The organism is Hymenobacter aranciens (assembly GCF_030580865.1).
Lineage (GTDB): Bacteria > Bacteroidota > Bacteroidia > Cytophagales > Hymenobacteraceae > Hymenobacter > Hymenobacter aranciens.
In genome coordinates this window covers 225609-250779 of the sequence record NZ_JAUQSY010000008.1, presented here as the reverse complement: position 1 = coordinate 250779, position 25171 = coordinate 225609, and the positions used below count along the sequence as shown (strand labels likewise).

The following is a 25171-nucleotide window of genomic DNA, read 5'->3' as shown; positions in this document are numbered from 1 at the left end:
ACTACGTTCGGGAAAATATCAGCGAAGAGCAGTTGCCACCAAAACCGAACGAGTTCGACATCACATGCCGCATCGTGGCGTGTTGGTAAAACTCCGTTTCGGGTATCAGGTCGAGTGTTTCAACCGGCTGGCGGAAGGAAAAATTGGGGAATACGTACCCGCCCGTCACGGTCAATACCGACAGATAGGCCTCAATGGCGCCACTAGCCGCCAGGGTGTGGCCCGTGAACGACTTAGTGGAGCTTAGCTTTGGATAGACCCCGCCAAACAACCGCCGAATGGCAGTGCCTTCCGCTAAGTCGTTGTTGCGGGTACCCGTGCCGTGCATATTGATATAATCAATATCAGATGGTTGTAAATCTGCTTTTTGCAAAGCCTGCTGCATCGCTAGGTACGGCCCTTCGCCCTGGTCCGATAAAGCGGTCTGGTGGAACGCGTCATTAGCGTTGGCGTAGCCGCTGAGGCGACAGTGAACTGACGCTGGCAGCGCCTGGGCGGCCTGCTCACTCATCAGGACCAGATAGGCGGCGCCTTCGCCCAAGTTCAGGCCCTCGCGGGTGGCATCGAGTGGCTTGCACTGCTCGGGGTCCACAATCATCAGGGTGTTGAAGCCATTGAAAGTGAAGCGCGTGAGTGGGTCAACCCCGCCAGCAATGACAATGTCCAGCAGGCCGGCTTTGAGCATGCGGGCCCCCAGCATCAGCGCATTGGCCGAGGAAGAACAGGCCGTGCTAATGGTCGTCACAAAGTCCTTGATACCGAGCTCGCGGGCAACAAAGTCAGTGGCCCGGCCGCAATCGTGGTGCATCACCTGGCCAAGGTCGCCGGCGGCTTTATCAACCAGGTAATCCTCGAAAAATTGTTCCGTTTTGTCCATGCCGCCCACGCTGGTGGCCGAAATGAAGCCTATTCGCGAAACCTGACGCAGGTTGGCCGGAATGGTATCGTAGGCTGCCCGGGCGGCGTGGTAGCTCAGCAAAATGGTGCGACTCAGCGTGGGGCTGAGATGGTGTCGTTCAGCTAATGCCTGATTGCTAAGCGGTACTTCCCCAAATACATAGCCTGCCCGGTGGCGAGTTTGCAGAAATTCGGCCGCGTTCATCCCCGACCGATGGGCCCGAAACGACGCCAGCACTTCGGCCTCCGAGGTGCCCAAGGCGCAAATGATACCGCCGCCAGTAACCAGAGCATTCATGGACAATGCTTTATTTCCGGTGCTCGGTAATGTAATCGGCAATGGTATTCACCGAATACAGCACCTTTGGGCCATTTTCGGCCTTGGTAAGCCGAATACCATAGTGCTGCTGCAACAATACAATAACCTCCAGGGCATCAATTGAATCCAGGCCCAGGCCGTCGCCGAAAATCGGCTGGTCGTCGCCGATTTCTTCGGGCTTGACGGTCGTAAGATTTAAATGCTCAACAAGTAATGATTTCAGCTCAGCTTTCAGCGCGTCCATACGATTGATGAAAAAGAAGATTAATAGTAGTGGAAGTATAGTCCGGCAATGCGGCCTCAGCGCTCGGCCCTACGAAGGCTAGAAAAGCCTGGTGACCCGCAGCGGTATACTCGACCCAGCCAACGAAGCAATGCGTAATGAGTTGGTCATTAAGAAGCTGGGTAACGTAGGCCGTCTGCCCGGGAATGTCATAGTCAGCCGCGATAAAAAATGTGTTTTCACCCTTAATACCTTGCCGGATGCAGAGTTCGCCAATGAGAATATTAGGGAGCGTGTACACAAATACTGCCGGGCTGGCAACGCCTTGCTTAATAAACTGCTGGTGTTTTAAATCGGTGTCAAGACTTGAATAATGGTTGGCTAAAATAATGCCTGTCAGCTCGCCGCTAACGTGGGCTGACGGCGACTCAACAAAGTTACTTAGAAGATATTCGGCTGCTAAAAAACCTAATTTCGACAGGTTATTCATCTTATAAAAACGCGGGTAGTCAACTCCCTGATTCTGATAAGCTGTGTCGGCGAATTGTGAGAAATTAATGGCGAAATTATCAAACACAAGTTGTTGGTTGACAAAGATTTTATTTTCATCAATTCGACAGCTACCAAGAATTTTAAAGCTTGTTTTCATCGCGCCAACATGAAGATTTAATGAAGCCGTTCGAATACCAAGGCGCCGTTGCAGCCGCCGAAGCCGCTGGCGGTTTTCAGGCCGTAGCGCAAAGGCTTTGTTTGAGGCGTCGTCAACACTGGATTACGCACTTCCGGCATCGGCTCGGAATACCCTACGGTTGGCAGCAAGGTGCTGGTTTGGAGCGACTGGGCCAGTAATACGGCCTCCAGCACGCCAGCGGCGCCCAGAGTATGGCCCAGCGCGCCCTTCACGCTGCCAATGGGCGTGTTGGCCAGCCCGGCCAGCGCAAAGGCTTTGCCTTCCATCTCGTCATTGTAAACCGTAGCAGTACCGTGGGCCGAAATAACATTCACATTTTCAGCAATAGTGCCAGCAGCTGCCAGGGCCCGCCGGATGGCCAGCTCCAGCTCCTGCCCGGTGCGCGACGGCCCCGACAGGTGATTGGCATCGTTGGTAATGGCACCCCCCGCTACGCGTATCGGGGCAGTGGACGCTACCGCTGCCGCGTCGGTGGTGAGAATAACGGTCGCGGCGGCTTCGCCGAGGTTCAGGCCGTTGCGGTCGGCCGAAAATGGCCTGCAGCGGCCCACGCATAGCGCCTGAAATGAGTAGAAGCCTGAATACACAAACTCGCTGACCAAATCGGCACCTACCACTACAGCGTGCTCATATTGGCCGGCCAGTAGCAGGCGTTGTGCCAACACAATGGCATTCAGGCCCGAAATACAGGCGTTGGAAACCACCAGCGGCGCATTGATATTGCCAAAAGTCTGCGCAATAAGGCGGGCCGAAGTGGGCAGGCTGGCGCGGGCCAGCAACTCGACCGACGGTTCGGGCTCCTGGGCCAGCAGGTCGATACTGCCTTTGGTGGTAGCCAGAATGAAAACGGTGCGCGGCGACGACAAATCTATGGCCGTCTGGGCCTGCGCGGCCTGAATGGAAGCCACCGCTACTTGCTCGAAACGAGTAAGCTGCGCACTGCCAGCCAGAGCAAACGGGAGGGCCGTCGGCCAGTCGTCGGCCAGCCGCGCGGCCCACAGCGAGCTGCCGTCGAGCTGCTGCTGGGGATACTCCACTACGGCCGACTGGTTGGCCAGCAGCGCGGCAAAGTTAGCCTCCACTGTAAGGCCCAGCGGAGAAATAATATTCTGAGCGGCAAGCAGTACCACTGATAAAAGACTTAAGAGTGGGCTTGCACCTGCAGCTTCCAATTCTCGAAAAAAGCCGGCGTATTGAGTAATAACTCCCGGCTTTCGATATCAAGAAATACCTGCACCGTGGTGCCACTGGCTACCAGCTCATGGGTGTCGGCATTGAAAATGCGGTAGTCGAAATGGATTTTAGCCGCCGGATTATCCAGAAAACGTGTTTCAATAAGAGCCGTTTCGCCGTAGCGCAGAGGCTTTTTATAATCACAGTGCAGGCTGACGATGGGCGTGGCCAAACCGTGGTGATAGAAATCTAGGTAGCGCAGGCCATGCTCTTCGCCAAAGGCTTCGCGACCGTCTTCGAAATAGCGCACGTAGTGGCCGTGCCAGGTAATGCCTAACGAATCTACTTCGTTGAACCGCACGCGGGTATGTGTGCGTGAGGTACAGGTAAATGCGGGGTTATTTTCCTTTCGCAAACTGTTTTTTCCACTTGTCATACTGCGATGACTTGATTTCTTTGAGCACGTCGTAAACCGGTCGGGCCCAGTGATTGCGAAAACCAAAGCCGCCCCCCGAAGCTGACATGCCCGTGGTGAACAGCACTTTCTTCGAACTGGTATCAACGAAGGTAACCCAGAAGGACTCTTTCTCGGTTGGCTTCGAGATATTCTCAACAATAAAAACCACGGCCACTCCGGAAGTGCCCGCCGGAAAGCGGTATTTATTGGCCATGCTCTGAATTTTGGCGGCGCTGAAGTGTTGTTGCTCGCTCAGGTTGGCTGTGATGATTTGGCCGGCGTCGATTTTTTCATTCACTGCCTCCGTCACTTCGATTTTGTAGGGCATGCTGCCGCTACGCTTGAAGGCTTTGGCTACGTCGTACTTATCAGCCTCCTGCAACACTACGGTATTGATTTTAGTGAACAGGTCTTTCATTTCCTCGGGGGCCACGGTGCCGGGGTCGCCCACGTATTTAGCTTCCGAAAAGTCGAGGCCCAGCCAGGTAAGTGGTACATCGGGCTTGGTGAGCACGTCGGCCATGCTTTGGGCAAACGACGAAAAGGAGCTCAGCAACAGAGCTAAGGCAACAGTAATGGTGGTGAGAGAGGTTTTCATAAAAGAGAAAGTAGGAAGAGCTATTCTTTGACAAAAATCCGCATTTCGCATTCGGCCAGCGTCGTATCGCCCGCCCTGACCAGGCCCTGGATAATGGTAAAATCCAGCACCTGGTTTTTTACGACCACTTCAGTAGTCAACTCGGTGCCTTCAGCGGGCAACTTGTGAATGCGAAGGTCTTTTACAGCCGCAATGTAGCCGATGGGCGCAGGCTTTTGCTGCTGCTGGTAGCTGAAGCCAACGCCAGCGGCGGCCGTCTGGGCAATATTTTCGATGAGGCCCGCTTCAGTGAACACCCCATCGGCAAACAGGACGGAGGCCGCGCTGACCTGATAGCGGCTCACAGTACACCCTTCAGTGGCAGATTCGAGCTGGCCAATCATCACAAATGGAGGGCGTTGGGGGAGGAGCTGGGCAAGAGCGGGGCCTTCGGCTATCATGAGGAAGTGTGCCAGAAATCGTAGTAGTTAAACCACTGTTCGGGGTAGCGGCGCACGCGGGTTTCCAGGTTCGCGACGTAGTCGGTGACGATGTCCTGCACGCGATGCTCTCTGGAATTGAAGTGCTTAGGTGGGGTAGAATATAAATGGTAGTGCGTGGCCGTTTCCTTAAACGCGTGAACGTAGGCTACGGGTACACGAAATTTCAGGGCCATGATGAACGGTCCCTCGGGAAAAGCGGCCGACGCTCCCAAAAAATCAGCTGTAATGGTCTTATTACCAGGCAAAAATCGGTCGGCGTGCATGCACACTATTTCGTTGGCCAATAGTGCTTCGTTGATTTTGAAAATGTGCGAAAGGTCATTTTTAACGAAAATGACCTTGAAGTTGCGGTTGGCAGCGCCCTCCAGGTACTGCTTGATATTGGCCTCTTCACCGTCGTACATCACGATGTTGAGCGGCACATCGATGTGCGAAAACAACTGCCCGGCCACCTCCCAATTGCCCGCATGAGCGCTGAGCAGAATGGCACCCTTGCCCTCCCGCGCTATCTGCCGCAGGTGGTGCTCACCATCAAATTCAAACGTAAATGCCTTGACCTGACCAGATAAAACAACAAATTTGTCAATCAGCGTCTGACCAAAGCAGAAATAATTCCGGTAGAGGTACCAGTAGGCGCGGCCAGTCGAAAAACCCAGCCGCTGCCGGTAAAAGCTCAGAATAGGCTGGGAGCTTTTCCAGGAAAAAGCGAAGTAATAGAAAGCAACGAAAACCAGCAGAGTGTATGCCGCGCGAATACCAAAATGCCGGATGAAAAACGCAAAAATCTTATAGCCAGTAACATTGGTTTGGGATTTCCCCTGCCATTTACTCATCCTTGGCGCCTGTTTTCGAAATAATGTAGCCGTAAAAATCCTGAAACGTCTTGATTCCGGGAAAATCCTCCGCTTTCACTTTGAAACCGAAGTTACTCTCAATCATTACTACCAGGTCGATATAGTCGAGGCTATCCAGCTGCAGTGTTTCGTTGAGGTTAGCCTCGGGCGTGATATCTGCAACATCCACCTCAAACTCCTCGGCCAGAAACTCATTGATGTTGCTGATAATCTCGGCTTTGGTTTTTAGTTCGGTTTCCATTTCGTAACAATAAGGGATGAGTTGGTTCCTCCGAAGCCGAAGGAATTAGAAAGGAAGGTATCGATGCGCTTATCGAGGGTTTTACCTACGATATTCAGCCGTGCCGAGTCTTCGTCGGGGTTCTCAAAGTTAATATTGGGGGCTACAAAACCCTCCTGCATCATAAGCATCGAGTACACGATTTCGCTGGCACCGGCCATCCAGCACTCGTGGCCGGTCATGGACTTGGTGGAGCTGACGGGCGTATGGTGGTCGCCAAACAGCTCGTGAATGGCGCGGGCTTCGCTGGCGTCGCCGGCCGGCGTGGAGGTGGCGTGAGCATTGATGTAGTCGATGTCGGCAGCGCGTAAGCCTGAGTCCACCAATGACTTGCTGAGTGCCCGCACCGGTCCTTCCACCGTTGGGTTGGAGATGTGGGCGCCGTTGGACGAGAAGCCGTAGCCCACGATTTCACCCAGAATGGTGGCCCCGCGCCGCTGCGCCGACTCCAGGCTTTCGATGATGACCGTGGCCGCGCCGCCGCTGGGCACGAGGCCGTCGCGGTCGCGGTCGAAGGGCCGGGAGGCTTTGCCGGGCTCGCTTTCGAGGATGGAAAAGGCCGACAAGGCATCGAAGTTGCCCATGGCGTACTTGTTGATTTCCTGGGCCCCGCCACAAATCACCATTTCCTGCAAGCCGCTCTTAATCATGAGGTAGCCCATTCCGATGGAATGCGAGCCGCTGGCGCAGGCCGCGCTCAGCGTCAGGTTGATACCCTTGAGCGGGAAGATGGTGGCTAGGTTCATGGTCACCGTCGAGTTCATGGTCTGAAAAATGGAGCCGGAACCGAGTAGCGTCGTGTCTTTTTTCGCCCGAATAATGTCGGTAGCTTCGATGACTGGCTGGGCCGAACTGTCGTTGCCGTAAATTATACCGACCTCATTATCTTTGAAGTAGTCGGCGTCGATGCCCGCCGTGCGCATGGCCTCGGCGGTCGACATGTAGGCATATTCGCCCTGCTCGGGCAGGTTGATGCGGGCGCGGCGGTCGAGCACACCCTTGAGGGCCGGCCGCGCTACCATACCGGTGAGGCCGGAGCGGTAGCCGAAGTCCTTGCGCTCCTGGTCGACGATGATGCCGGAGCGGCCCTCGTACAGGGACTGCCGCACCTCGTCGAGGCTGGTGCCGATGCAGGAGTAAATGCCTAATCCCGTGATAACAACTCTGTTCATAAGCTGTGGTCGAGGTTAAGAATACAGGCCGCCGTTGATGGAAAGCACTTCGCCGGTGATGTAGGAGCTGGCCGGGGAGGCGAAGAAACCGATGGCCTCAGCCACTTCCTCGGGCTGGCCGAAGCGGCGCATGGGAATCATATTTACCAGCTCATTCTCCTTTAAGTCACTGGTCATGTCGGTTTTAATAAAGCCCGGGGCAATGGCGTTGACCGTGATGCCGCGACGCGCTACCTCCTGCGCCAGCGCCTTGGTAGCGCCGATAACGCCCGCTTTGGCCGCCGAGTAATTGGTCTGGCCCGGCAAGCCTTTGAGGCCCGACAATGACACGATATTGATGACGCGGCCAAATTTAGCCGCAAGCATACCATTGATAATGTGCTTGGTAACGTAGAAAAATGAGTCGAGGCTGGTCGAGATGACGTTCGACCACTGGGTGTCGGTCATCCAGATGAAGAGGTTGTCTTCCCGGATGCCGGCGTTATTCACCAGCACCTCAATCTTTTTCTCCTTGTTATGCTCCAGCCAGCCGCCCAGTACCTCGTCCACCTGAGCCTTGCTGGCTACGTCGAAGGGCAGGAGCTCGCAAGTGACGCCGTGCTGCTCCACCGCCGCCTGAGTTACTAAGGCTTCCTGCTGGTTCGACTTGAAGTTGAGAAGGATATGGTACTGCATCTGCGCCAGCTTGATGGCTGCGGCGCGACCAATACCTCTCGAACCTCCGGTAATCAGGGCGTATTTCACGGTGTGGATGGCAGGACTGCTCTAGAGAACAGCCAGGTCGTTAGTATTGATTAACGAAACTACGGCGCGGAGCTTGTAAAAAGGCGGAAAGTCTTCGACAACCGCTGGCATAACTGCCCGAACCTGCTGATACACTGCCTGGCAGGCCGGCGACAGGCGCGCCGACACCTGGAGGTAGTCAACGGCCTGCATCACGGCGGTGGCATGAATGGCCAGCACTTCGGCCGCATTATCAACCACCTTGCGGGCAATAACGGCGGCGTTGGTACCCATGCTGACAACATCCTGGTTGTCATTGTTATTGGGGATGCTGTGCACGTACATTGGCGTGGACAGCGCCTGGCACTCGGCAACCGTGGAGGTGGCGGTGAACTGCAGCCCCTGCATCCCGAAATTAAAGCCCAGCTTACCAAGGTTGATGAACGGCGGTAGCTTCTGGTTTAGCTTGTCGTTCAGCAGGTAATTGAGCTGGCGCTCGGCGAGCATGGCTAGCTTGGTGATGGCCGTTTTGAGCTTGTCCATCTCGAAGGCTACGTAGTCGCCGTGGAAATTGCCGCCGTGATAGACGTTGGCATTCTCGGCGTCGATGATGGGGTTGTCGTTGACAGAATGCACCTCGTTGAGCACCACCAGTTCGGCTTGCGCCAAGGCGTCCTGTACGGGCCCCAGAATCTGCGGTACGCAGCGCAAGGAATAGTATTCCTGGACCTTATCCTGCAGGAAGTCAGCGCCTAAGTTTTCTTCTTTGTAGAGCACCTGCTCACGCTTGCGTACCAGCGCGGACCCCACGTTGAGTTGGCGAAGGGCGGCGGCTATTTGCTGCTGGCCGGTGTGCAGCTTCACCGAGTTCAACTCGTGTGACACGGCATCGTCGTAGGCTTCGACCAGCTGGTTGATGGTGGCAGTGAGAGCCAGCGACCAGCTGATTAGCCGTTTCGCTTTTAGTAGATTAACTACGGCAATACCCGTCATGGCCGAGGTGCCGTTGAGCAGTGCTAGGCCCTCGCGGTAGTGGATGGTGAGGGGCGTAAGGCCCTCTTGCCGCAAGGCCTCGGCGGCGGGCGTGATAGTGCCGTGGTAGAGCACTTCGCCTTCGCCGATGAGCGCCAGGGCCAGATGGGCCAGCTGCACTAGGTCGCCGCTGGCGCCGACGCCGCCGTGCTCGTAGATGCAGGGGAGGATGCTGCGGTTGATGAGCTCGCGCAGCAGCTGCACCAGTTCGGGGTGGATGCCGGAGTAGCCCCGCAGCAGGCTGCAGAGGCGGCTCACCATCAAGGCCTTGGTTTCGAGCGGCGGCAGCAGGTTGCCCAAGCCGCTGCAGTGGCTGCGGATAAGATTGTACTGCAGCTGGTTGAGGTCGTCGTCGGCAATCTTGTACTGGGCCATCGGGCCGAAGCCCGTATTGATGCCGTAGATAAGCTTGCCCTTGGCGAAGTCCTTGAGAAACTGAAAGCTGCGCTCAACCCGCGCTAAGGCTTCCGGAGCCAGCACAATAGGCCGGTTGTGCTGCAGAATGGCCTGGAAGTCGGCCAGCGTCAGGGGCTCGTGGCCTACTGCCAGCTCGGGCGCCGCTACTGCCGGGACCAGACGGAAGCCGGAAGCATGGGAGGCAGAAGAGGAGCCGTTGAGCATAAGAAGGATAAGGCGGATTGATTTTTGCTAATCAGGCTGTTATCGGCAGGCGGGATTGGCCTCAGGGAATAAGAGAGAGGACTGTAAAATCCATTTCTCCCTTTCATTAGCATAACTGTAAGGTTGCAAAAGTACCAATATTCTGGCGAAAAAGGAAGCGTTTTCGGCCAGACCTGAGGACTTGCCCCCCTTGGCTGCAATGGCTTCGCAGCTAGCTATGGCAGGCTCAACACCCCTTCAATAGCAATATTCTTCGTGACTCCACTTTGTTTTCAATAATTGGTAAGTATTTGGCTGTAAAATCTATGCAAGGCGAGTAAACAAAAACGCGCTACCGCAGACCCAACCGATGGTCTGCAGTAGCGCGTTGGAATTGAACTGCTACGTCACTTACCGCACCAGCACGATGCTGGCGCCCACGGTTCCGGCCGCGTAGTAGGGCAGTATGAGGGTGCGGGTGGCGGTAGCGGGCTGGCGGCGCGGTAGTATTTTTTGCACCGCCCGCTCCAACAGCGGATAGGTGAGGTACACCAGATGCGTGGAGGCAATGCCCACGCCGGCGCCAGCCATGACGTCGGACAGCCAATGGTTGTTTTTCACCAGGCGCAGGGTGGCTACGCCGGTCGCCACCGAGTAGCCCGCCACGCTGTACCAGATACTGCGGTGGCCGTATTCCTTGTGCAGCAAAGTAGCTGTGGCAAAGGCCATAGCAGTGTGCTGGCTAGGAAAGGAATGATAGTTTGAACCATCGGGACGCTCGACCTGAGTAGCGTTTTTGAGCTGAGTGACAATGGTGTTCGTCACGATGTAGCTCATGCCCATGAGCACGCCCTGCCCGATAGTGCTATGCTTACCCTTGACACCTAGCACGCTTAGTCCCAGGCTGGCATACGCCGGCACGTAGCGGAGCTGGTCATCGATGCGGGTGTTGGGCTCGGGCACGTGTTCCTGTAGCTCGTCGCGCAGTTCTTCATCGGTATCCAGCATCCCCACTTTGCGGGTGGTGAGGGCGCCCGCGGTGATGAAGGCGACCGGCGGCAGCGCCATGCGCACCGCCGGGCAATGCCAGACGCGGCTGAGGCGGCAGCGCGGGACCACAAGGCTGTCGGCCGGCGGGTGGATGGCGACGGCCGGGCTAAGCCGGAGCGTATCAGCCGGCAATGACTGGGCGCGGGCCGCCAGCGTGGTGGGCAACAAAGCCAGCAGGCCTGCGGTGCGGGTAAATTTCCGGCGGGGACGGGTGGGGTGGGAAGCCATTCGGGTCGGAGATAGGGGCGGGAAGAACGAGTGCCGGGGCACGGGCCTCGGTAATCATTCAATATTAGCGCTTAGTTCCGAAGAGTGCAATTTTAATGGGCCATTAATCTGATTTGCTGGCTGAACGATGGCTACGACTCGGTAATTGTGCAAAAAAGCCGGCCGTGGTGGATGACGTTAGCAGCCAGACTGCGCCCGAAGGCCGACCTTTGCGTCTGCCTTCTCTTCCCGGCTTATGCATTCTACTCTGAAAACAACGGCCAAAGTGGCCGGCTACACCCTGGGCGCCGTGGCTGGCACCGTGGCGGCTTACCTGGGCGTCTCGTTTGTGCTGTCGCGCCTCACCGTGCCTAAAACCAGCCCCGACGTAGCTGAAGGGATTGATATTTACATCCTTTCCAATGGTGCCCACACCGACATTGTGACGCCTGTTCGCAATGAAATAATTGATTGGAGCAAGGAAATCAAGCTGGAGAATACGCAGTCGAACGACCCGACCATGCGCTACCTGGCCTTCGGCTGGGGCGACAAGGGCTTTTACCTCGACACGCCCACCTGGGCTGAACTCAAACCCAGCACGGCCTTCGAGGCAGCATTTTTCCTGAGTTCATCAGCGATGCACACTACCTTCTATCACGAGATGGAGGAAGGAGAAAAGTGCATCAAAATCACCATCAGTCCAGCTGATTACCGGCGGCTCATCGCCTACATCAAAGACAGCTTCGACCATGATGCCGAGGGCAACATTCAGTGGATTCCGGGCCACAGCTACGGACCCGATGACTCGTTTTATGAGGCGCGGCGCGTGTATAGCTTTCTCTATACCTGCAATACCTGGGCGAATAACGCCCTGAAATACTGCGGCCAGAAAGCCAGTTGGTGGACGGCTTTCGATACTGGGATTTTCTACCAATACCAAAAGGAGTTATGAGTTAAGAATTTTGAGTTATGAGTTTTCTTTTTTTAACCCATAACTCAAAATTCTTAACTCATAACTCCTTCCGCATTCGGTAGCAGTTTATGGCCGTTTCGCCGAGCTGCTCGATGAGCTTGTAGTTGGCCACGGCGCCTACGGCGGCGCCGATAACGGGCAGTAGCTGGGCCAGCTTGGCGAGGTCGATGTAGTCGCGGTATTCCTGCTGGAAGGTGCGCCAGTTGAAGTCGACGGCCTCGGGTGGAAGGGTTTGGCGGTAGGCCTCCCAGTTGGCCAGGCGGCGGTACACTTTGTTGCGGTTGTGCTGGCTGGAGAAGGTCAGCTGCAGCACGTGCAGCAGGTAGAGGCGCTCGGTGTAGTCCTTCACGTCGTGGCCGTAGAGGGCAGCGATGTCGAAGAGTAACTTGAGCTTGAGGGCCAGCAGCAGGGGAAAGTCGGCCAAGCCGACGAAAAAGCCGGCCGCGCCGGTAAGAGCACCCTCGGTAGCCGCAGTAGTTTGGTAGTAGCGGATGCGGATGCGTACCGCGGCTTCGCGCTCGGGGAAACTTACATCGAGCAGTGGGCGCCGGGTGGTATAGGTGGAGCCGAACAGCACGCCGCGCACCATCTGCTTGATGACAACCGTAATAGCCTGGTGAATGCGCTCGGGAATGAGGCCGTTGATGCGCTGCTGCAGGCGGCGGGTGAGGCGGCCAAAGTAGGACGGACGGCGCTGCATGCGCTGCTGCCACGCCCGCAGCTCGACGGCAGCCTGGTATTCTTCGGGAGTCATGGGGTGAAGGTAGAACGTGTGACGCGGTTTCTGAAATGAGCGCCGTGATAAAGGGGCGTCGAAACTCGTTGCGCCCGGCGCGGAAACCGAGTTTCGCGTTACACGTTCTGGACCCATTGCCTCCCGTTTGCTGTTAGCTATTCATGCCCGAACTCTTCCGCCGCCCCGATTTACTGCGCCTCGATTACGATACCTACCGCGCCCTGCCCGCCGTGGCCAACTCCGACCTCTCGCGCCTGCGTGATGCCCTCGACGGCCGCCCGCCGCGCCCCCAAACCAGCCCCAGCAACGGCGCTCTGGAGTTTGGCACCGCCTTCCATACCGCTTTGCTGGAGCCCGATACCTACGTGCCCGGCCAGCCCGGCCTCAACGACACCTTGATATGGTGGCTCGTGGATGGCGTGAAAATGAACTCCCAGCTGGCCGAAATGCTGGAGCAAGGCACGCCCGAGCCCAGCTGCCTCTTCACCGAGCCCGAAACCGACACGCTCTGCAAGCTGCGCGCCGACCTGGTGGTGGACGTGCCCGGCCAACCCTACACCATCATCGACTTCAAAACCACCATTGCCCGCGACGCCGAGCATTTCCGCTCCCAATGCACCGTGTATGACTACGACCGGCAGGCCGCTTTCTACACCGACGCGCTAAAGGCCGACCGTTTCATCCTAGTAGGCGTGCAGAAAATAGAGCCTTTCGGCGTCTTCCCGGTCGAAGTAACGGAGCTCATGCTGCACGAAGGCCGCCAGAAATACCAGCGCCTGCTGCGGCTGCTGAAAGCGCCCGCGACGGCGCCATCCTACCGCGCCGAGGCCGTGCAGGCGGCGGTGGATGCGCTGGGGCTGGGAGAGTAAGACCTGCCATGCTGACGAAGGAAGCATCCTCTTACGCCTCAACGATTTCGTGCGAACTTGAAAAGATGCTTCCTTCGTCAGTATGACAGTTTACACCGTTTCCAGCCCTTCGTCGCTCAGCATCCGCAGCACCTCCCGCATGCCGCTGGGCTCCTGCATCAGCCGCCCCACGTGCTGGATGTATTCGGCCTCGGCCCGCAGGTCGCGCTTGAGCTGGCGGAGCTCCAACTCTTGCTTTTTGCCGGTGCTGCCGGAAAAGCCGTTCGGGCCGAATTTCAGTGCTTGCAATTGCTGCTTGAGCTCAATTTGCTGCTGCGTCAGGGCCTGGGTGTAGCGCGTCAGCACGTCGTCGGAGTCGGCATCGGCGGGGCCGCCTTCGGCCAGCAGCTGGAGTAGCGTGTAGAGGTCGTTGGCCTCGTAGGCTTCGGTAATGCGCTGCATGAGCGCGGTTTTGTGCTGCTGTTGGGTGGGGTCGCGTTCCAGGTCGGGGTGGTTGGCGCGGGCCAGCTGGCGGTACACGGTTTTGGTGTTGGATAGCAGGCGCTGCTGCTCGGCGCGGGCAGCCTGCTCGGCGGCTTCCTGTTTTTTCTGGGCTTTGGTTTTGCGCTGGGCGCGGGACTGGGCGGCCGCCTGCTCGTGGGGCGGCGGGGCGTCGTCCGTTTGGTGGGTCGTCGTCGAAGCCGCGCTGGCTGCTGCCCCACGCGTCGGCGCATACTTCTGAATAATCATCGTTTCATTCTCGCCAAACCGCTCCTGCAAGGCCTGGGCATTGGCGAGGATAAAACCCGTAATCTGCCGCTCTTCCAGCCGGTTGAAGTAGCTCAACAGCAAAGCCTCCTCCAGCGGCGCATACAAAGCCCGTCGGGCATCCACCACCTGCGCCGCCACCGGCCCCACCTGCTGCCAGTAGCGGCGGCGGGCTTCCGCCTGGGCATCTTTCAGCTCCCGCAGCTGCTCCCGCAAATTTTCCACCGCCTGAATGGCCTGTTGGAATGCCTGTTGCGCGGGCGTGCCAGTAGAGGGCCCGGTCCGCACCGGCACGTTGATAGGAGAGGGAAAGGACTGTTCGGCGTTACTCATCACGGGCAAAAGTACGGCGGCCCCTCAGCGGCTCCACAGATTAAAGGCTACCTGAAACGTGTTGCAGTGCGCGTCCACGATGTCGCCGAGGCGCTCGGAATAGCCGCCGCCCATGCTCACGGCCACCGGCAGCTGCCGCGCATGGCATAGGCCCAGCACCAGCTCATCGCGCCGTCGGCAACCGGCTTTGCTCAGCGCCAGCTTGCCCAGCTTGTCGGTCGCCAGCACATCCACGCCGGCCTGGTAGAAAATAAAATCGGGCTGCACCTGCGCCAGCAGGCGGGGCAAGGTGTCGCCGAGTAGCTGCAGATATTCCGCGTCGCCGGTGCCAAGAGCCAGCGCCACATCCAGGTCCGACTGCTCTTTGCGCAAGGGATAATTGGCCCCGGCGTGCATTGAGAACGTGAATACCCGCGGCTCGTGCCGGAAAATAGCTGCCGTGCCGTCGCCCTGGTGCACGTCCAAATCCACGATTAAAATCTGCCGGGCCCGGCCGTGCGCCAGCAGGTGGGCGGCGGCAATGGCCTGGTCGTTGAGCACACAAAACCCCTCGCCTCGGTCGGCAAAGGCGTGGTGCGTGCCGCCAGCCAGGTTCAGGCCGATGCCATCATCCAGCGCCCGCAGGGCCGATTGCAGGGTGCCGGCGCTGCTGCTCAGCGAGCGCAACACCAACTGCGGGCTCTGCGGCAAGCCCAGGCGGCGCACCTCGGTAGCCGACAGCTGCAGGTCGCGCACGCGCTGCCAGTAGTCGGCGGTATGCACGCGCCGAATGTCCTCCTCGGCGCACAGGCCGGGGTCGTAGAAATCGGCCGGCTCGGCGATGCCCTGCCACAGCAATTGCTCGCGGATGAGCGCATACTTGGCGATGGGAAAACGGTGGCCCGCCGGTAAGTCCAGGGTATAGCGGTCGGAAGTGGCGAGGCAAGGCATGGCTGGGCTAACGGAGAAAATGTGGTTTTTGTTAATAATGCGCAACCTGGTAATTAACCGCCCGTAAAGGGCCGGGAAAGCAGTTTTGAATGATTAATTAATTCGCTTCGAAAAATTATTTTGAAAATTTTCTTAAAATAATTTGCGCGGTAAAAATTAATCCTCAATCTTTGTCACATCAAACTCCCCAGAGCAATGTATCACCTCACAGTCAATAGCCGCAAATCGGATAGCATGCAGCCAGAACGGCAGCGTGGGCTCGTGGTACACAGCTAATTTCAGTACTCCTGAAAGTAGATGCAGCCCGGGCCAGACAGCCCGGGTTTTTTGTTGTAAGTCAGGCTGCTTAGCCGCTTAGCTTTTCTCCCTCATGTTGTCCAATCACCTTACAAATCAGCCCAAGCAGGATTCCCGGCGGCCAATTGAAGGTCGTATGAGCTGGAGCAATCGCGCTTTTTCCGGACAGTATAAACGCAGCTAAATCCTGCGTCACATACTCCGCCAGAGAAGCCCGGTTTTCCCCAAAAGCCGGGCTTTTTTGTGCCCATTTTTACGAATAAAAATTAGTTTTTATTCGACTGGGAAAGCTACGCCCAATTCAATTTGAATTGCAGTAATAATTACGCACTAAAACTGCGGGAATAATTGTCGCAACACCGCCATTTACTCCGCAATTACCACCTCTCACTCCCAATTCCCACCACCATGCGCTTCAACTTCTTCTCCCGCAACAATGCGCAGACCGTGAACCACGCTGGCGCAGAGGCTTACGTACTTACGCCCCAGCTGGAGCTGTACGCGGCAGTGGCGACGGCCTCCCTCAACGACCAATATTACGAAAAGGCCGACACGCGTCTGCTGCGCCTGCGCGAATTAATTGCGAAAAACAACCCGCAGTTCGTAGCGCAACTGGCCGTGTATGCCCGCGAGCAATTGCATTTGCGCTCGGTGCCGCTGGTGCTGGCCGTCGAGCTGGCGCGTATTCACAACGGCGACAGCCTGGTAGCGCGCCTCATGGGACGGGTGGTGCAGCGGGCCGACGAAATCACGGAAATCCTGGCCTACTATGCCCAGGCCAACGCCCGTAGCGGCCGTAAAACCTTGGGCCGCTTGTCGAAACAGGTGCAGCGGGGCCTGGCCGAAGCCTTCAACCGCTTCGACGGCTACCAGCTGGCCAAGTACGACCGGGATGGGGCGGTGCGCCTGCGCGATGCGCTGTTCCTGGTGCACCCCACGGCCAAGGATGCGGCTCAGCAAGCCCTGTTCGACCAGCTGGTGCGCGGCGAATTGCCCACGCCCTACACCTGGGAAACGGAATTGTCGGCGCAGGGGCAGGTGGCCTACGCCACGCCGCAGGAGCGCGAAACGGCCTTCCGCCAGAAGTGGGAGGAGCTGATTGGCAGCGGCAAGCTGGGCTACATGGCTTTGCTCCGCAACCTGCGCAACATCCTCGAAGCCAAGGTTTCGGCCGAGGCGATGACGCTGGTGTGCGCTACGCTGGCCAGCCAGCCGGCGGTAGCGCGCAGCAAGCAGCTGCCCTTCCGCTTCCTGGCCGCTTACCGCGAGGTGAAAACCGTGCAAAGCGGCCACGTAGCGGCGGTGCTGACGGCCCTGGAAGACGCCATTGCCCACAGTGCGGCCAACCTGCGCGGCTTCGGCGCCGACACCCGCGTGGTGGTGGCCTGCGACGTGTCGGGCTCGATGCAGCAGCCGATTTCAGCGCACAGCAAAGTGCTGCTCTACGACGTAGGTTTGGTGCTGGGTATGTTGCTGCAAAGCCGCTGCCAGCAGGTGATTACCGGCATGTTCGGCGACCGTTGGAAGCAGGTGGCGCTGCCCCGCGGGCCGGTGCTGCGCAACGTGGACGAATTCTACCGCCGCGAAGGCGAGGTGGGCTACTCCACCAACGGCTACCTGGTAATTCGGGACCTGCGCCAGCGCCGCGAAGTGGTTGACAAGGTAATGATTTTCACCGACGCGCAACTGTGGAACAGCACCGGCGACGGCGGCACCATCGCCCGGGAATGGGCCGAGTACCGCCGCACCGTGGCGTCCCAGGCCCGCCTCTACCTCTTCGACCTGGCCGGCCACGGTGCCACGCCGCTCGAGGTGCGCCCCGAAAATGGCGTGGCCCTGATTGCGGGCTGGTCCGACAAAGTGTTCGACGTGCTGAATGCCGTGGAAAACGGCGGCTCGGCGCTGAGCGAAATCGAGAAGATTGAATTGTAATTACGCGAAACCGGCCGGGCAATAAAGCGGAACCCCCGGCCGCCTTTCGCACCGCCACCGCTAGCCGATGGTGCGCGGCCTGACTGGTGCCGTAGTCGCGACTTACTTCGTTCTGAACCTACGATGGAGGTGCAATTCCTCGCCGGGCTAATAACCCGGAGTCTGGTGGTCCGGCGCTTGTTGCCCAGTCAGTTTAGTGCCGTAAAAATATTGCTTGAATAGTAAGGTGCCGTACTGCAGGCATGCTTCGTTAAGGGCGCAGACCCGCCTGGTTAGGAACCAGGAAGTAATTCGGAACCTGCAGGCTAGTTGCCTTTACTAATAGTTTTTCCGACTTTTTAATTGACTTTTATGAACCGCGACATCCGCCAACGCATTGCCCAAAGCACGCTCGACGCGCTGGCGCAGGGCGCTTACCATACCGCTGAACAGCAGCGCGTGCCGCTGGCCGAAGCCCAGCGCGCCGCCGAAACCGGCAGCGTACTCTACCGGCCCAACCAGGCCGATGAGCTGCTGCGTGAGCTGGAAAAGCCCGCCGGTGCTCCGGCCGGAGTGCAGGTGTACCAGGCCACTACGCTGGAAGCGGCGGCCGCGCTGGCCAAGCCCGGCGGGCGCGTGGGCTGCCTGAACTTCGCCTCGGCTCGCAACCCGGGCGGGGGCTTCCTGGGCGGCAGCCAGGCGCAGGAGGAAAGTCTGGCGCGGTCGTCGGGGCTGTATCCGTGCCTGACGCAGTTTCGGGAGATGTACGCCCACAACGCCCGGCCCGACAGCACCGGCCTCTACAGCGACTACTTCATCTACTCGCCGGGCGTGCCGGTGTTTCGCGGCGAGGCGGGCGAGTGGCTGGAACAGCCTTTCACTGTTGATTTTATCACGGCCCCGGCCGTGAATGCCGGGGCGCTGCGCCGCAACTCGCCCGAGCTGCTGCCGCAGCTGCGACCCACCATGCAGCGCCGCTTGCGGCTGGTGCTGGCGGCGGCCGCCCGCCACGGTATTGCCAACCTGGTGCTGGGGGCCTGGGGCTGCGGCGTATTTGGCAACGAGCCGGCCGAGGTGGCCGAGCTTTTCGCCGAAGCGCTGGCGGATGAGCGGATTCGGGGGCGGTTCCGGCGCATTGACTTCGCCATTTTCGACCCCAAGCCGCCGCACGACACTTTGCTCGCCTTTGAGCGGGCACTAAAACCGTTTCTCTAATCGTTAACCTCTCACTTACTATGCTGATGTTAGGAAGACGGCTGCCCATTTGGGGCAGTCGCCGGCCGGGGCGGCGCCACTGCGGTGGCCCGTCCCAACTCGGCTAGCCGCGCCTGGTTCGGGTGCCGTAGATGGGCGCTACTTCGTGGTAAAGTTTTCGGGTGAGGCCTGGCCTCATCTCGCGGGTTCGAATCCTGCTGCCAGCTTCGGCTGGTGGACGAAAACATTGCGCCTGCCGCCTGTTGCCCCGAATTTTTGCGGATAATTTTTCAAGCTTACGTTTCCGATTGGGTGCCGTAGCCGGGCCTTCCTTCGCTCCCAAACAGGGGCTGGTCGCGGGTTCGACTCCCGAAGTGCTGCCGCGAGGCAGGGCGTCCGCGCAATGGTAGGGCCACCCCGGCTGGCCCGGCGACTGTTGCCCCAATCGGAAACAAAATACTGGCAGCAGGTGCCGTATAAAATCATTCCTTCGGAAGTTCGATTCTTTCCACCGCCTCCACTTAATTAAGTAAAACCGGCGGTGCTGCTCGGTTGGTTGAGCAACTGATTTTAGTCCATTGCCTTGCTGCCTTTTGCAGTAGCCTGCCCGGGTGTCGTAGCCCGGCCATACTTCGCACTTTTAATGCCCAGGTCGCGGGTTCGATTCCCGCCGACAGCTGCCTTTGGGTGGCGGCCGTAGCTCAGCGGTAGAGCAGGATTTTGGAGGCCGGGCGCCTGTTGCCCCGGGCAGACTATTGCTATTTTCCTCTTGCGGCCGGATGCCGTAGGCTTGCGTTCCTTCGACCTGTCACGTCGCCTTTTGGCAAAACGTAAGCCGCCTGTTGCTCCGGCTTTTTTCTGAATAAAACGGGCCGGTGCCGTAGCGCCGCCTTACTTCGTTAGGGACGATGGGGTCGCCGGTTCGAGTCCGGCCCGTGGGCTGCGAGGCCGTCGGTAGCTCAGTTGGTTAGAGCACAACACGGGTGGCGCGCCCGTTGCCCGGTCCGTTTTATTTTTTTGTTCAATCAACGACGAAACGCCGAAATGAGCGTTTCCCTTTCGTGCAACTACCATTTTTATGGCTAATCTATTACGCGGCAATGACCTTCGCCAACTGGGTTTCCCAGAAGGTCGCGCCATCGGGCTGGCGCTGGCCCAGCTGCAGCGCAAGCACCTCAAAAAACTCTCGAAAACCGACCAGCTGGAACTGCTGGGCCAGCTGCTGAAGAACCCCAAAGACTACCTCACGCACCTCGACTGGAGCCATACGGCGGCCGCGCTGCTGCCGGCACCCAGCCGCCACATCGAGCTGGTGGCCCGCAAGGAGTACACCATTTTCGGGGCCGAGCACATCGAGCCGGGCGCCATCCACCAGATGGAAACGGCCATGAAGCTGCCCGTGACTGTGGCCGGCGCCCTCATGCCCGATGCCCACCACGGCTACGGCCTGCCCATCGGCGGCGTGCTGGCCACCGACAACGCCGTCATTCCCTACGCCGTGGGCGTGGACATCGGCTGCCGCATGGCTTTGTCGGTGTACGATTTGCCGGCCAAGTATCTCGCCCAGCGCACCCAGGAGCTGAAGAAAATTCTGCTCGACAACACCCGCTTCGGCGGGGGCAAGGGCTTCGAGCGCGGGCAGCGGCTGGCGCACCCGGTGCTGGAGCGCGACGAGTTCACGGCCATCCCGTTCCTGAAAAACAAGCAGGCCACGGCGGTGGAGCAGGTGGGCACCTCCGGCTCGGGCAACCACTTCGTGGAGTTCGGGCTGGTGGACATCACCGACCCGCAGAACGAAATGGGCCTGCCCCTGGGCCAGTACCTGGGCGTGCTCTCGCACTCGGGCTCGCGGGGCCTGGGCGCGAGCATCGCGCAGCACTACACCGGCCTGGCCCGCGACGTGTGCAAGCTGCCCAACGAAGCCCAGCACCTCGCCTGGCTGGGCCTCGACACCGAAGCCGGCCAGGAATACTGGGCCGCTATGAACCTGGCCGGCGATTTCGCCTCGGCCTGCCACGAGCAGATTCACCGGCGCCTGGCCAAGGCCCTGGGCGAGCGGCCCCTGGCGAAGGTGGAAAACCACCACAACTTCGCCTGGAAGGAACGGCTGGCCGATGGCCGCGAGGTCATTACCCACCGCAAGGGCGCCACGCCGGCCGGCGCGGGCGTGCTGGGCATCATCCCCGGCTCGATGACGGCCCCGGGCTTCATCGTGCGGGGGCGGGGGCTGGCGGCGTCGCTGGCCTCGGCCTCGCACGGGGCCGGGCGGCTCATGTCGCGCACCCGCGCCAAGGCCGAGCTGGGCGAAGCGCAGGTGCGCAAGTACCTCGCCTCGTTCGGCGTCGAGCTCATCGGCGGCGGGCTCGATGAGGCTCCGCAGGCGTATAAGGACATCCGGACCGTGATGGCCAGCCAGCAGGAACTGGTGGATGTGCTGGGCACGTTCACGCCAAAAATCGTGCGAATGGATGGGGCTTAGGCAGTTTTGCTCTACAGTATTGAGAAAGCTTGAAAACGTAGAGCAAAGTGCGGGATGGTTTTGCTCTACGTTTTTGACGAGCCCTAAAAATGTAGAGCAAAACGCAAGAGAATTTCGTGCAACAAAAAAGCGCCGGCTCATACAAGCCGGCGCTTTTTTGTTAGATATAAAGTTTAAAAACAGGTTGTAAAGCCCATTGAGTGGGTTCAATTTTAGGCCGATAACCTACGGAATTACATAGTTGTCGATTTCGGACTGGGTATCGTCCAGGCGCTGGCCTGCTGTGAGCAAGGGATAGCGGCCACTCATTGCCGGACCAGTCGTTTGGTAATAGTGCCTTCCTGGGTGCGCAGGCGCACCACATATATCCCGGCAGGCAGCGTCCGCAGGTCCAGCTTCTGGCTAAGCGCGCCGTGGTGCGGTGTGGCTGTGGTCTGGTGCACGACCTGGCCCAGGGCGTTGACTACTTCCAGTGGCACGGTGGCTTGCGGGCGCAGGCCATCGAGTGCGACGGTTACGGCCTCGGTAGCCGGATTAGGGTAGAGGGTTAAGCGGGCCTGCAGCTGTTGGGCGCGGGAAGCCAGCGGCAGCAGGGTGGTGGTGTGCTGGCAGCCCAGGTTGTTGGTCACGGTCAGGCGCACTTGCAGGCCAGGGCCGGGCGCGGTGGCGTAACGGTGCCAGGGCGGGGTGGGGCCATCGTAGCTGCTACCGTCGCCGAAGTCCCAGTGCCAGGCCACGAGTTCGCCGTAGGTGGGGCCGGGGGTGGACTGGTCGAGCACGAGCACAGAATCACCTTGAGCGGAGAAAGCAGGGGTGAAGGCGGCCGTGGGCGGGGTGCGGCACAGGTCGGGCTGGTAGGCCGGGCCCACGCCCGCGTACTTACTTAGTAGAGCCGTGCCATTGATGAGTGTGCCGTTGCCAAGGCCGCCATCTTGAGCCAGACCGCTGAGGTAAGCTGCGCCATCCGCTGCTACGAGACAGGTAGCAAAGCTGGTGTAGCGGCGGAAAGTGTACTGGCGCAGAATTTCCCACTGCGGGGTACCGCTCGTGCTCAAACATAGTAGTTGTGCCCGTACATCTCGTGAAACGTTTATCTGCATACCGCCCGCTAGTATATTGCCCGATTGGAGCGGAAGCAGGAAGCGGTAAGGACTATCCTCTAGATTGGGGTTTGGTTCGTTGCGGGTCCACTGCGGGCGGGGGCGCAGGGCGTTGTCGAGGCGTAGCAGTTGGGGGTTCTCAATCTGGTTCTGGTCGGCCTGCACGCCGGCCAGGGCCAAGGCGTCGCCGGGCAGCAGGCGCAGGGCGGTGGCCCGCTCGTAGCGGGCGGGGTCGCCGAAGTGGGTGGTAGCAATGGTATCACCATTCGGTCGCAGCTTGAGCAGCCAGTAGTCTTGGCGCAGGTAGGCCGAGCCGCCGGTGTACACGGGGCTGCGGTCGCAGAGGCCGGCCAGCAGGTAGGAGCCGTCGGGGTGAGCTATGATATCAGTAAGTTTACCGAGGCCTAGATAGCCTTGGCTGTGGTAGTCATGCTGCCATACCACCTGCCCTTGTAAGTCTACTTTGGTCAGCTGGCCGTGAGGGATATTGCTGGTGCCGACACGTTCGTATATATTAGTTAACAGTAGATAGCCATCGGGCTGCCGGAGCATAGTGCCCGTACCAGCTCCCACCCCAAGGTATGAGTACGTCCAGCGTATTCGCCCTAGAGTGTCTAAATTGGTCAGGCAGTTAGTGATGGTATAGCTGGTGGCAGTTCTCTCTACGCGAGCACCAAAATAGGTGAGCGAATAATCAGGTTCCAGTACAGCTCCAGTTACCACCTCTGCGTCGACGTTGCGATTTCGGTTAAGGTTTCGGTAGCGTACAGTATCGCCTTGTGCTGTCGTGACGCGCAGGCATATTTCAAGATGGTCATTCGGTAAAAGGCCAATTTGAGCTATACTGCAATGTGCAAAACGATGCCCAGGTAGCTCGAAGCAGAATACACTACTCCCGAAATACGGGCTACGGTTATTGACCAGGCCTACGGGGCGTTCCCAGGCCAGGCTCGGCTGGGCGCTGCTACGCAGCGGCAGCAAGGCTGGAGCGGTCAGCAGACCGCTCCAGCTTAGCCACATTAGCAAAGACAGAATTCGGCGGGTCATTGTACCAGGGCATTACGATGAGCAACGATGGCGCCCCCCACTTCCAGAGTGTAGTGGTAGGGGCCGGGCAACAAGCCCCGCAGGTCGAGCTCGGTGGTGTGCTCACCGGCGGGCACCGCTTGCTGCCGCAGTACCTGCCCGCTGATGTAGTGCCGCACGACTAGCTTCACGCTTTGGTTGGTGGTACGCGTCCTCATCGAACGACGAAGCGTTTGCAAACGATGCCATCCGCTGTATGCAGGCGCACGAGGTACACACCCGGTGACAGTGACTGTAGGTCCAGTATGTGACTGAGCTTGCCTTGGCGGGGCGCGGCCGTCGTTCGCAGCACGACCTGGCTCAAGGCGTTGACGACTTCCAGCGGCAGGGCTGGTTGCGGGCGCAGGCCGTCGAGTGCGACGGTCACGGCCTCGGTGGCCGGGTTAGGGTAGAGGCTGAGGCGGGCTTGCAGTTGCTGGGCGCGGGAAGCCAGCGGCAGCAGGGTGGTGGTGTGCTGGCAGCCGAGGTTATTGGTCACGGTCAGCGTCAGGCGCAGGGCGGGGCCGGGGGGCGTGGCGTAGCGGTGCCAGGGCGGGGTAGGGCCGTCGTAGCTGCTGCCATCGCCAAAGTCCCAGTGCCAGGCCACGAGCTCGCCGTAGGTGGGGCCGGCTGTAGACTGGTCGAGTACCAGCACGGAGTCGCCCGCCGCGTTGAAGGCGGGGGCGAAGCTGGCCGTGGGCGGGGTGCGGCACAGGTCGGGCTGGTAGGCCAGGCCCACGCCCGCGTACTTGCTCAGCAGGCCCGTGGCATTGAGTGGGCCGCTGCCTGTGCTACCGTCGAGTGCACCGCCGCTTAGATAAGCGGCCCCGTCGGCTGGCACGAGGCAGGTAGAGTACCCATTGTAGATACGGTTGGGATACTGACGCAGCACTTCCCACTGCACCGTTCCTGTAGGATTGAGGCATAGCAGGTGCGCCCAAGTGCGGGGGTTGAAAGAGGTATTGTATTGCTGGCCGCCGGTGACAATGGCCCCTGATTGTAGGGGCAATAGAAAGGCGTGGGGGTTGTCTTCGATGTTCGGATTCGACTCGTCCCGGGTCCACTGCGGCTGAGGGCGCAGGGCATTGTCGAGACGCAGGAGTTGGGGGTTTTCCTTCTGGTTGCCGTCGGCCTGCACGCCGGCCAGGGCCAAGGCGTCACCGGGAAGCAGGCGTAGGGCCGTGACGCGCTCGTAGCGGGCGGGGTCGCCGCAGTGAGTGGTGGCGATGGTATCGCCGTTGGGGCGTAGTTTAAGCAGCCAGTAGTCTAGGCGCAGGTACGACGAGCCGCCGTTATAGACCGGGCTGCGGTCGCAGAGTCCCCCGACGAGGTAGGAGCCGTCGGGGTGGGCGATGATATCCGTGAACTGGCCTGCCCCTCGATAGCCTTGGCTGTGGTAATCTCGCTGCCAGACCACTTGCTGTTGCAAGTTAACTTTTGTGAGTTGACCGTGAGGGACATTGCTCGTGCCGATGCGCTCATAGACGTTGGTGAGCAGCAGGTAGCCATCAGGCTGGCGGAGGAGCGTGCCGGGAGATGAGCCGTCGCAGGGGTAATACTGGTTCCAACGCAACTGGCCTAGGGTATCAAGGTTCGCTAAAAAGAACGTGCTGCTGACGCCGGTACTCCCGACGCGCTCATTGCGCTTGCCAAAATATGTGAGAGAATAATCGGGCTCCAGTACAACACCCGTTACTAACTCCGCATCAACCGGTCGGTTGCGGTTGAGATGCCGGTAGCGCACCGTGTCCCCTTGCGCCGTGGTTACGTACAGAACTA

The 25171-nt window shown here is 59.1% G+C and carries 24 protein-coding genes and 1 tRNA gene; 6 read left to right on the top strand and 19 right to left on the bottom strand.

Going from position 1 to position 25171, the window contains the following annotated elements; genetic code table 11:
- Nucleotide 1: 1 nt before the first annotated feature.
- The 13 genes from Q5H93_RS13755 to Q5H93_RS13695 all read right to left on the bottom strand — a co-directional run bounded on the left by Q5H93_RS13755 (nt 2) and on the right by Q5H93_RS13695 (nt 10779).
- The gene (locus Q5H93_RS13755) at nt 2–1195 is read right to left on the bottom strand and encodes a beta-ketoacyl-[acyl-carrier-protein] synthase family protein (RefSeq protein ID WP_305007132.1); all 1194 of its coding nucleotides are present in this window, start codon (nt 1193–1195) and stop codon (nt 2–4) included.
- A 10-nt stretch (nt 1196–1205) separates the two neighbouring features.
- Nucleotides 1206–1460, bottom strand: a complete 255-nt coding sequence (locus Q5H93_RS13750; protein WP_305007131.1) for a phosphopantetheine-binding protein — start codon at nt 1458–1460, stop codon at nt 1206–1208.
- The gene (locus tag Q5H93_RS13745) at nt 1441–2088 is read right to left on the bottom strand and encodes a hypothetical protein (protein ID WP_305007130.1); all 648 of its coding nucleotides are present in this window, start codon (nt 2086–2088) and stop codon (nt 1441–1443) included. Before Q5H93_RS13745 ends, Q5H93_RS13750 begins: the two co-directional genes overlap by 20 nt.
- A gap of 17 nt (nt 2089–2105) precedes the next feature.
- Nucleotides 2106–3260 carry a beta-ketoacyl synthase N-terminal-like domain-containing protein gene (locus Q5H93_RS13740; RefSeq protein WP_305007129.1) on the bottom strand — a complete coding sequence of 385 codons (1155 nt, stop codon included), beginning with the start codon at nt 3258–3260 and terminating at the stop codon, nt 2106–2108.
- Nucleotides 3261–3271: 11 nt separating this feature from the next.
- Nucleotides 3272–3664, bottom strand: a complete 393-nt coding sequence (locus tag Q5H93_RS13735; protein WP_305007128.1) for an acyl-CoA thioesterase — start codon at nt 3662–3664, stop codon at nt 3272–3274.
- A 37-nt stretch (nt 3665–3701) separates the two neighbouring features.
- Complete coding sequence (locus tag Q5H93_RS13730) at nt 3702–4358, bottom strand: hypothetical protein (RefSeq protein WP_305007126.1); 657 nt, start codon at nt 4356–4358, stop codon at nt 3702–3704.
- 20 nt (nt 4359–4378) lie between these two features.
- Complete coding sequence (locus Q5H93_RS13725) at nt 4379–4798, bottom strand: hotdog family protein (RefSeq protein WP_305007125.1); 420 nt, start codon at nt 4796–4798, stop codon at nt 4379–4381.
- Entirely contained in the window at nt 4795–5673 is an 879-nt protein-coding gene (locus Q5H93_RS13720) for a lysophospholipid acyltransferase family protein (protein ID WP_305007124.1), read from the bottom strand. Before Q5H93_RS13720 ends, Q5H93_RS13725 begins: the two co-directional genes overlap by 4 nt.
- Nucleotides 5666–5935, bottom strand: a complete 270-nt coding sequence (locus Q5H93_RS13715) for an acyl carrier protein (RefSeq protein ID WP_305007122.1) — start codon at nt 5933–5935, stop codon at nt 5666–5668. Before Q5H93_RS13715 ends, Q5H93_RS13720 begins: the two co-directional genes overlap by 8 nt.
- Nucleotides 5920–7146 carry a beta-ketoacyl-[acyl-carrier-protein] synthase family protein gene (locus Q5H93_RS13710; RefSeq protein ID WP_305007121.1) on the bottom strand — a complete coding sequence of 409 codons (1227 nt, stop codon included), beginning with the start codon at nt 7144–7146 and terminating at the stop codon, nt 5920–5922. Before Q5H93_RS13710 ends, Q5H93_RS13715 begins: the two co-directional genes overlap by 16 nt.
- A 15-nt stretch (nt 7147–7161) precedes the next feature.
- Nucleotides 7162–7890, bottom strand: coding sequence for a flexirubin biosynthesis SDR family reductase FlxB (flxB, locus tag Q5H93_RS13705; protein WP_305007120.1), 729 nt, complete (start codon nt 7888–7890; stop codon nt 7162–7164).
- Between the two features lie 21 nt (nt 7891–7911).
- On the bottom strand, nt 7912–9522 hold the full coding sequence (gene flxA / locus Q5H93_RS13700; protein WP_305007119.1) for a flexirubin biosynthesis tyrosine ammonia-lyase FlxA: 1611 nt from the start codon (nt 9520–9522) through the stop codon (nt 7912–7914).
- Between the two features lie 390 nt (nt 9523–9912).
- Nucleotides 9913–10779 (bottom strand): phosphatase PAP2 family protein, encoded by an 867-nt coding sequence (locus Q5H93_RS13695; protein WP_305007118.1) that lies wholly within the window; start codon nt 10777–10779, stop codon nt 9913–9915.
- A 235-nt stretch (nt 10780–11014) separates the two neighbouring features.
- Here Q5H93_RS13695 and Q5H93_RS13690 point away from each other — a divergent pair, with 235 nt between their 5' ends.
- A complete protein-coding gene (locus Q5H93_RS13690; protein ID WP_305007117.1) occupies nt 11015–11710 on the top strand; it encodes a TIGR02117 family protein in 696 nt (231 codons plus the stop codon).
- 58 nt (nt 11711–11768) lie between these two features.
- Here the strand turns inward: Q5H93_RS13690 and Q5H93_RS13685 are convergent, their stop codons facing one another.
- Complete coding sequence (locus tag Q5H93_RS13685) at nt 11769–12485, bottom strand: EcsC family protein (protein WP_305007116.1); 717 nt, start codon at nt 12483–12485, stop codon at nt 11769–11771.
- 143 nt (nt 12486–12628) lie between these two features.
- On the opposite strand from Q5H93_RS13685, the gene Q5H93_RS13680 reads away from it, so the two are divergent.
- Complete coding sequence (locus Q5H93_RS13680; protein ID WP_305007115.1) at nt 12629–13336, top strand: PD-(D/E)XK nuclease-like domain-containing protein; 708 nt, start codon at nt 12629–12631, stop codon at nt 13334–13336.
- A 90-nt stretch (nt 13337–13426) separates the two neighbouring features.
- Here Q5H93_RS13680 and Q5H93_RS13675 read toward each other — a convergent pair whose 3' ends face one another.
- Nucleotides 13427–14416, bottom strand: a complete 990-nt coding sequence (locus Q5H93_RS13675) for a J domain-containing protein (protein WP_305007114.1) — start codon at nt 14414–14416, stop codon at nt 13427–13429.
- Between the two features lie 24 nt (nt 14417–14440).
- Nucleotides 14441–15346 (bottom strand): histone deacetylase family protein, encoded by a 906-nt coding sequence (locus Q5H93_RS13670; protein ID WP_305007113.1) that lies wholly within the window; start codon nt 15344–15346, stop codon nt 14441–14443.
- A 705-nt stretch (nt 15347–16051) separates the two neighbouring features.
- Between Q5H93_RS13670 and Q5H93_RS13665 the strand changes: the two genes are divergently transcribed.
- The 4 genes from Q5H93_RS13665 (at nt 16052) to Q5H93_RS13650 (ending at nt 21227) form a co-directional block, all read left to right on the top strand.
- A complete protein-coding gene (locus Q5H93_RS13665; protein WP_305007112.1) occupies nt 16052–17575 on the top strand; it encodes a TROVE domain-containing protein in 1524 nt (507 codons plus the stop codon).
- Between the two features lie 351 nt (nt 17576–17926).
- Entirely contained in the window at nt 17927–18769 is an 843-nt protein-coding gene (locus Q5H93_RS13660; RefSeq protein WP_305007111.1) for a TIGR02452 family protein, read from the top strand.
- A gap of 850 nt (nt 18770–19619) precedes the next feature.
- Nucleotides 19620–19690: transfer RNA gene (locus Q5H93_RS13655), tRNA-Pro, on the top strand.
- A 136-nt stretch (nt 19691–19826) separates the two neighbouring features.
- On the top strand, nt 19827–21227 hold the full coding sequence (locus Q5H93_RS13650) for an RtcB family protein (protein WP_305007110.1): 1401 nt from the start codon (nt 19827–19829) through the stop codon (nt 21225–21227).
- A 305-nt stretch (nt 21228–21532) separates the two neighbouring features.
- Here Q5H93_RS13650 and Q5H93_RS13645 read toward each other — a convergent pair whose 3' ends face one another.
- The 3 genes from Q5H93_RS13645 to Q5H93_RS13635 all read right to left on the bottom strand — a co-directional run bounded on the left by Q5H93_RS13645 (nt 21533) and on the right by Q5H93_RS13635 (nt 25136).
- The gene (locus tag Q5H93_RS13645; RefSeq protein WP_305007109.1) at nt 21533–22879 is read right to left on the bottom strand and encodes a T9SS type A sorting domain-containing protein; all 1347 of its coding nucleotides are present in this window, start codon (nt 22877–22879) and stop codon (nt 21533–21535) included.
- 491 nt (nt 22880–23370) lie between these two features.
- Entirely contained in the window at nt 23371–23571 is a 201-nt protein-coding gene (locus Q5H93_RS13640) for a hypothetical protein (protein ID WP_305007108.1), read from the bottom strand.
- Nucleotides 23568–25136: a T9SS type A sorting domain-containing protein gene (locus Q5H93_RS13635; RefSeq protein ID WP_305007107.1), complete on the bottom strand. Its 1569-nt coding sequence runs from the start codon at nt 25134–25136 to the stop codon at nt 23568–23570. The genes Q5H93_RS13640 and Q5H93_RS13635 overlap by 4 nt, the downstream gene beginning before the upstream one ends.
- Nucleotides 25137–25171: the final 35 nt, after the last annotated feature.

Excerpts from the sequence above, each read along its gene's own strand:
- Q5H93_RS13755 (WP_305007132.1), bottom strand. The coding sequence starts at position 1,195 with ATGAATGCTCTGGTTACTGGCGGCGGTATCATTTGCGCCTTGGGCACC.
- Q5H93_RS13720 (WP_305007124.1), bottom strand. The coding sequence starts at position 5,673 with ATGAGTAAATGGCAGGGGAAATCCCAAACCAATGTTACTGGCTATAAG.
- Q5H93_RS13745 (WP_305007130.1), bottom strand. The coding sequence starts at position 2,088 with ATGAAAACAAGCTTTAAAATTCTTGGTAGCTGTCGAATTGATGAAAAT.
- Q5H93_RS13650 (WP_305007110.1), top strand. The coding sequence starts at position 19,827 with ATGGCTAATCTATTACGCGGCAATGACCTTCGCCAACTGGGTTTCCCA.
- Q5H93_RS13730 (WP_305007126.1), bottom strand. The coding sequence starts at position 4,358 with ATGAAAACCTCTCTCACCACCATTACTGTTGCCTTAGCTCTGTTGCTG.
- Q5H93_RS13660 (WP_305007111.1), top strand. The coding sequence starts at position 17,927 with ATGAACCGCGACATCCGCCAACGCATTGCCCAAAGCACGCTCGACGCG.
- Q5H93_RS13690 (WP_305007117.1), top strand. The coding sequence starts at position 11,015 with ATGCATTCTACTCTGAAAACAACGGCCAAAGTGGCCGGCTACACCCTG.
- Q5H93_RS13750 (WP_305007131.1), bottom strand. The coding sequence starts at position 1,460 with ATGGACGCGCTGAAAGCTGAGCTGAAATCATTACTTGTTGAGCATTTA.
- Q5H93_RS13670 (WP_305007113.1), bottom strand. The coding sequence starts at position 15,346 with ATGCCTTGCCTCGCCACTTCCGACCGCTATACCCTGGACTTACCGGCG.
- Q5H93_RS13685 (WP_305007116.1), bottom strand. The coding sequence starts at position 12,485 with ATGACTCCCGAAGAATACCAGGCTGCCGTCGAGCTGCGGGCGTGGCAG.
- Q5H93_RS13715 (WP_305007122.1), bottom strand. The coding sequence starts at position 5,935 with ATGGAAACCGAACTAAAAACCAAAGCCGAGATTATCAGCAACATCAAT.
- Q5H93_RS13665 (WP_305007112.1), top strand. The coding sequence starts at position 16,052 with ATGCGCTTCAACTTCTTCTCCCGCAACAATGCGCAGACCGTGAACCAC.
- Q5H93_RS13725 (WP_305007125.1), bottom strand. The coding sequence starts at position 4,798 with ATGATAGCCGAAGGCCCCGCTCTTGCCCAGCTCCTCCCCCAACGCCCT.
- Q5H93_RS13695 (WP_305007118.1), bottom strand. The coding sequence starts at position 10,779 with ATGGCTTCCCACCCCACCCGTCCCCGCCGGAAATTTACCCGCACCGCA.
- Q5H93_RS13640 (WP_305007108.1), bottom strand. The coding sequence starts at position 23,571 with ATGAGGACGCGTACCACCAACCAAAGCGTGAAGCTAGTCGTGCGGCAC.
- Q5H93_RS13645 (WP_305007109.1), bottom strand. The coding sequence starts at position 22,879 with ATGCTCCGGCAGCCCGATGGCTATCTACTGTTAACTAATATATACGAA.
- Q5H93_RS13710 (WP_305007121.1), bottom strand. The coding sequence starts at position 7,146 with ATGAACAGAGTTGTTATCACGGGATTAGGCATTTACTCCTGCATCGGC.
- flxA (WP_305007119.1), bottom strand. The coding sequence starts at position 9,522 with ATGCTCAACGGCTCCTCTTCTGCCTCCCATGCTTCCGGCTTCCGTCTG.
- Q5H93_RS13680 (WP_305007115.1), top strand. The coding sequence starts at position 12,629 with ATGCCCGAACTCTTCCGCCGCCCCGATTTACTGCGCCTCGATTACGAT.
- Q5H93_RS13675 (WP_305007114.1), bottom strand. The coding sequence starts at position 14,416 with ATGAGTAACGCCGAACAGTCCTTTCCCTCTCCTATCAACGTGCCGGTG.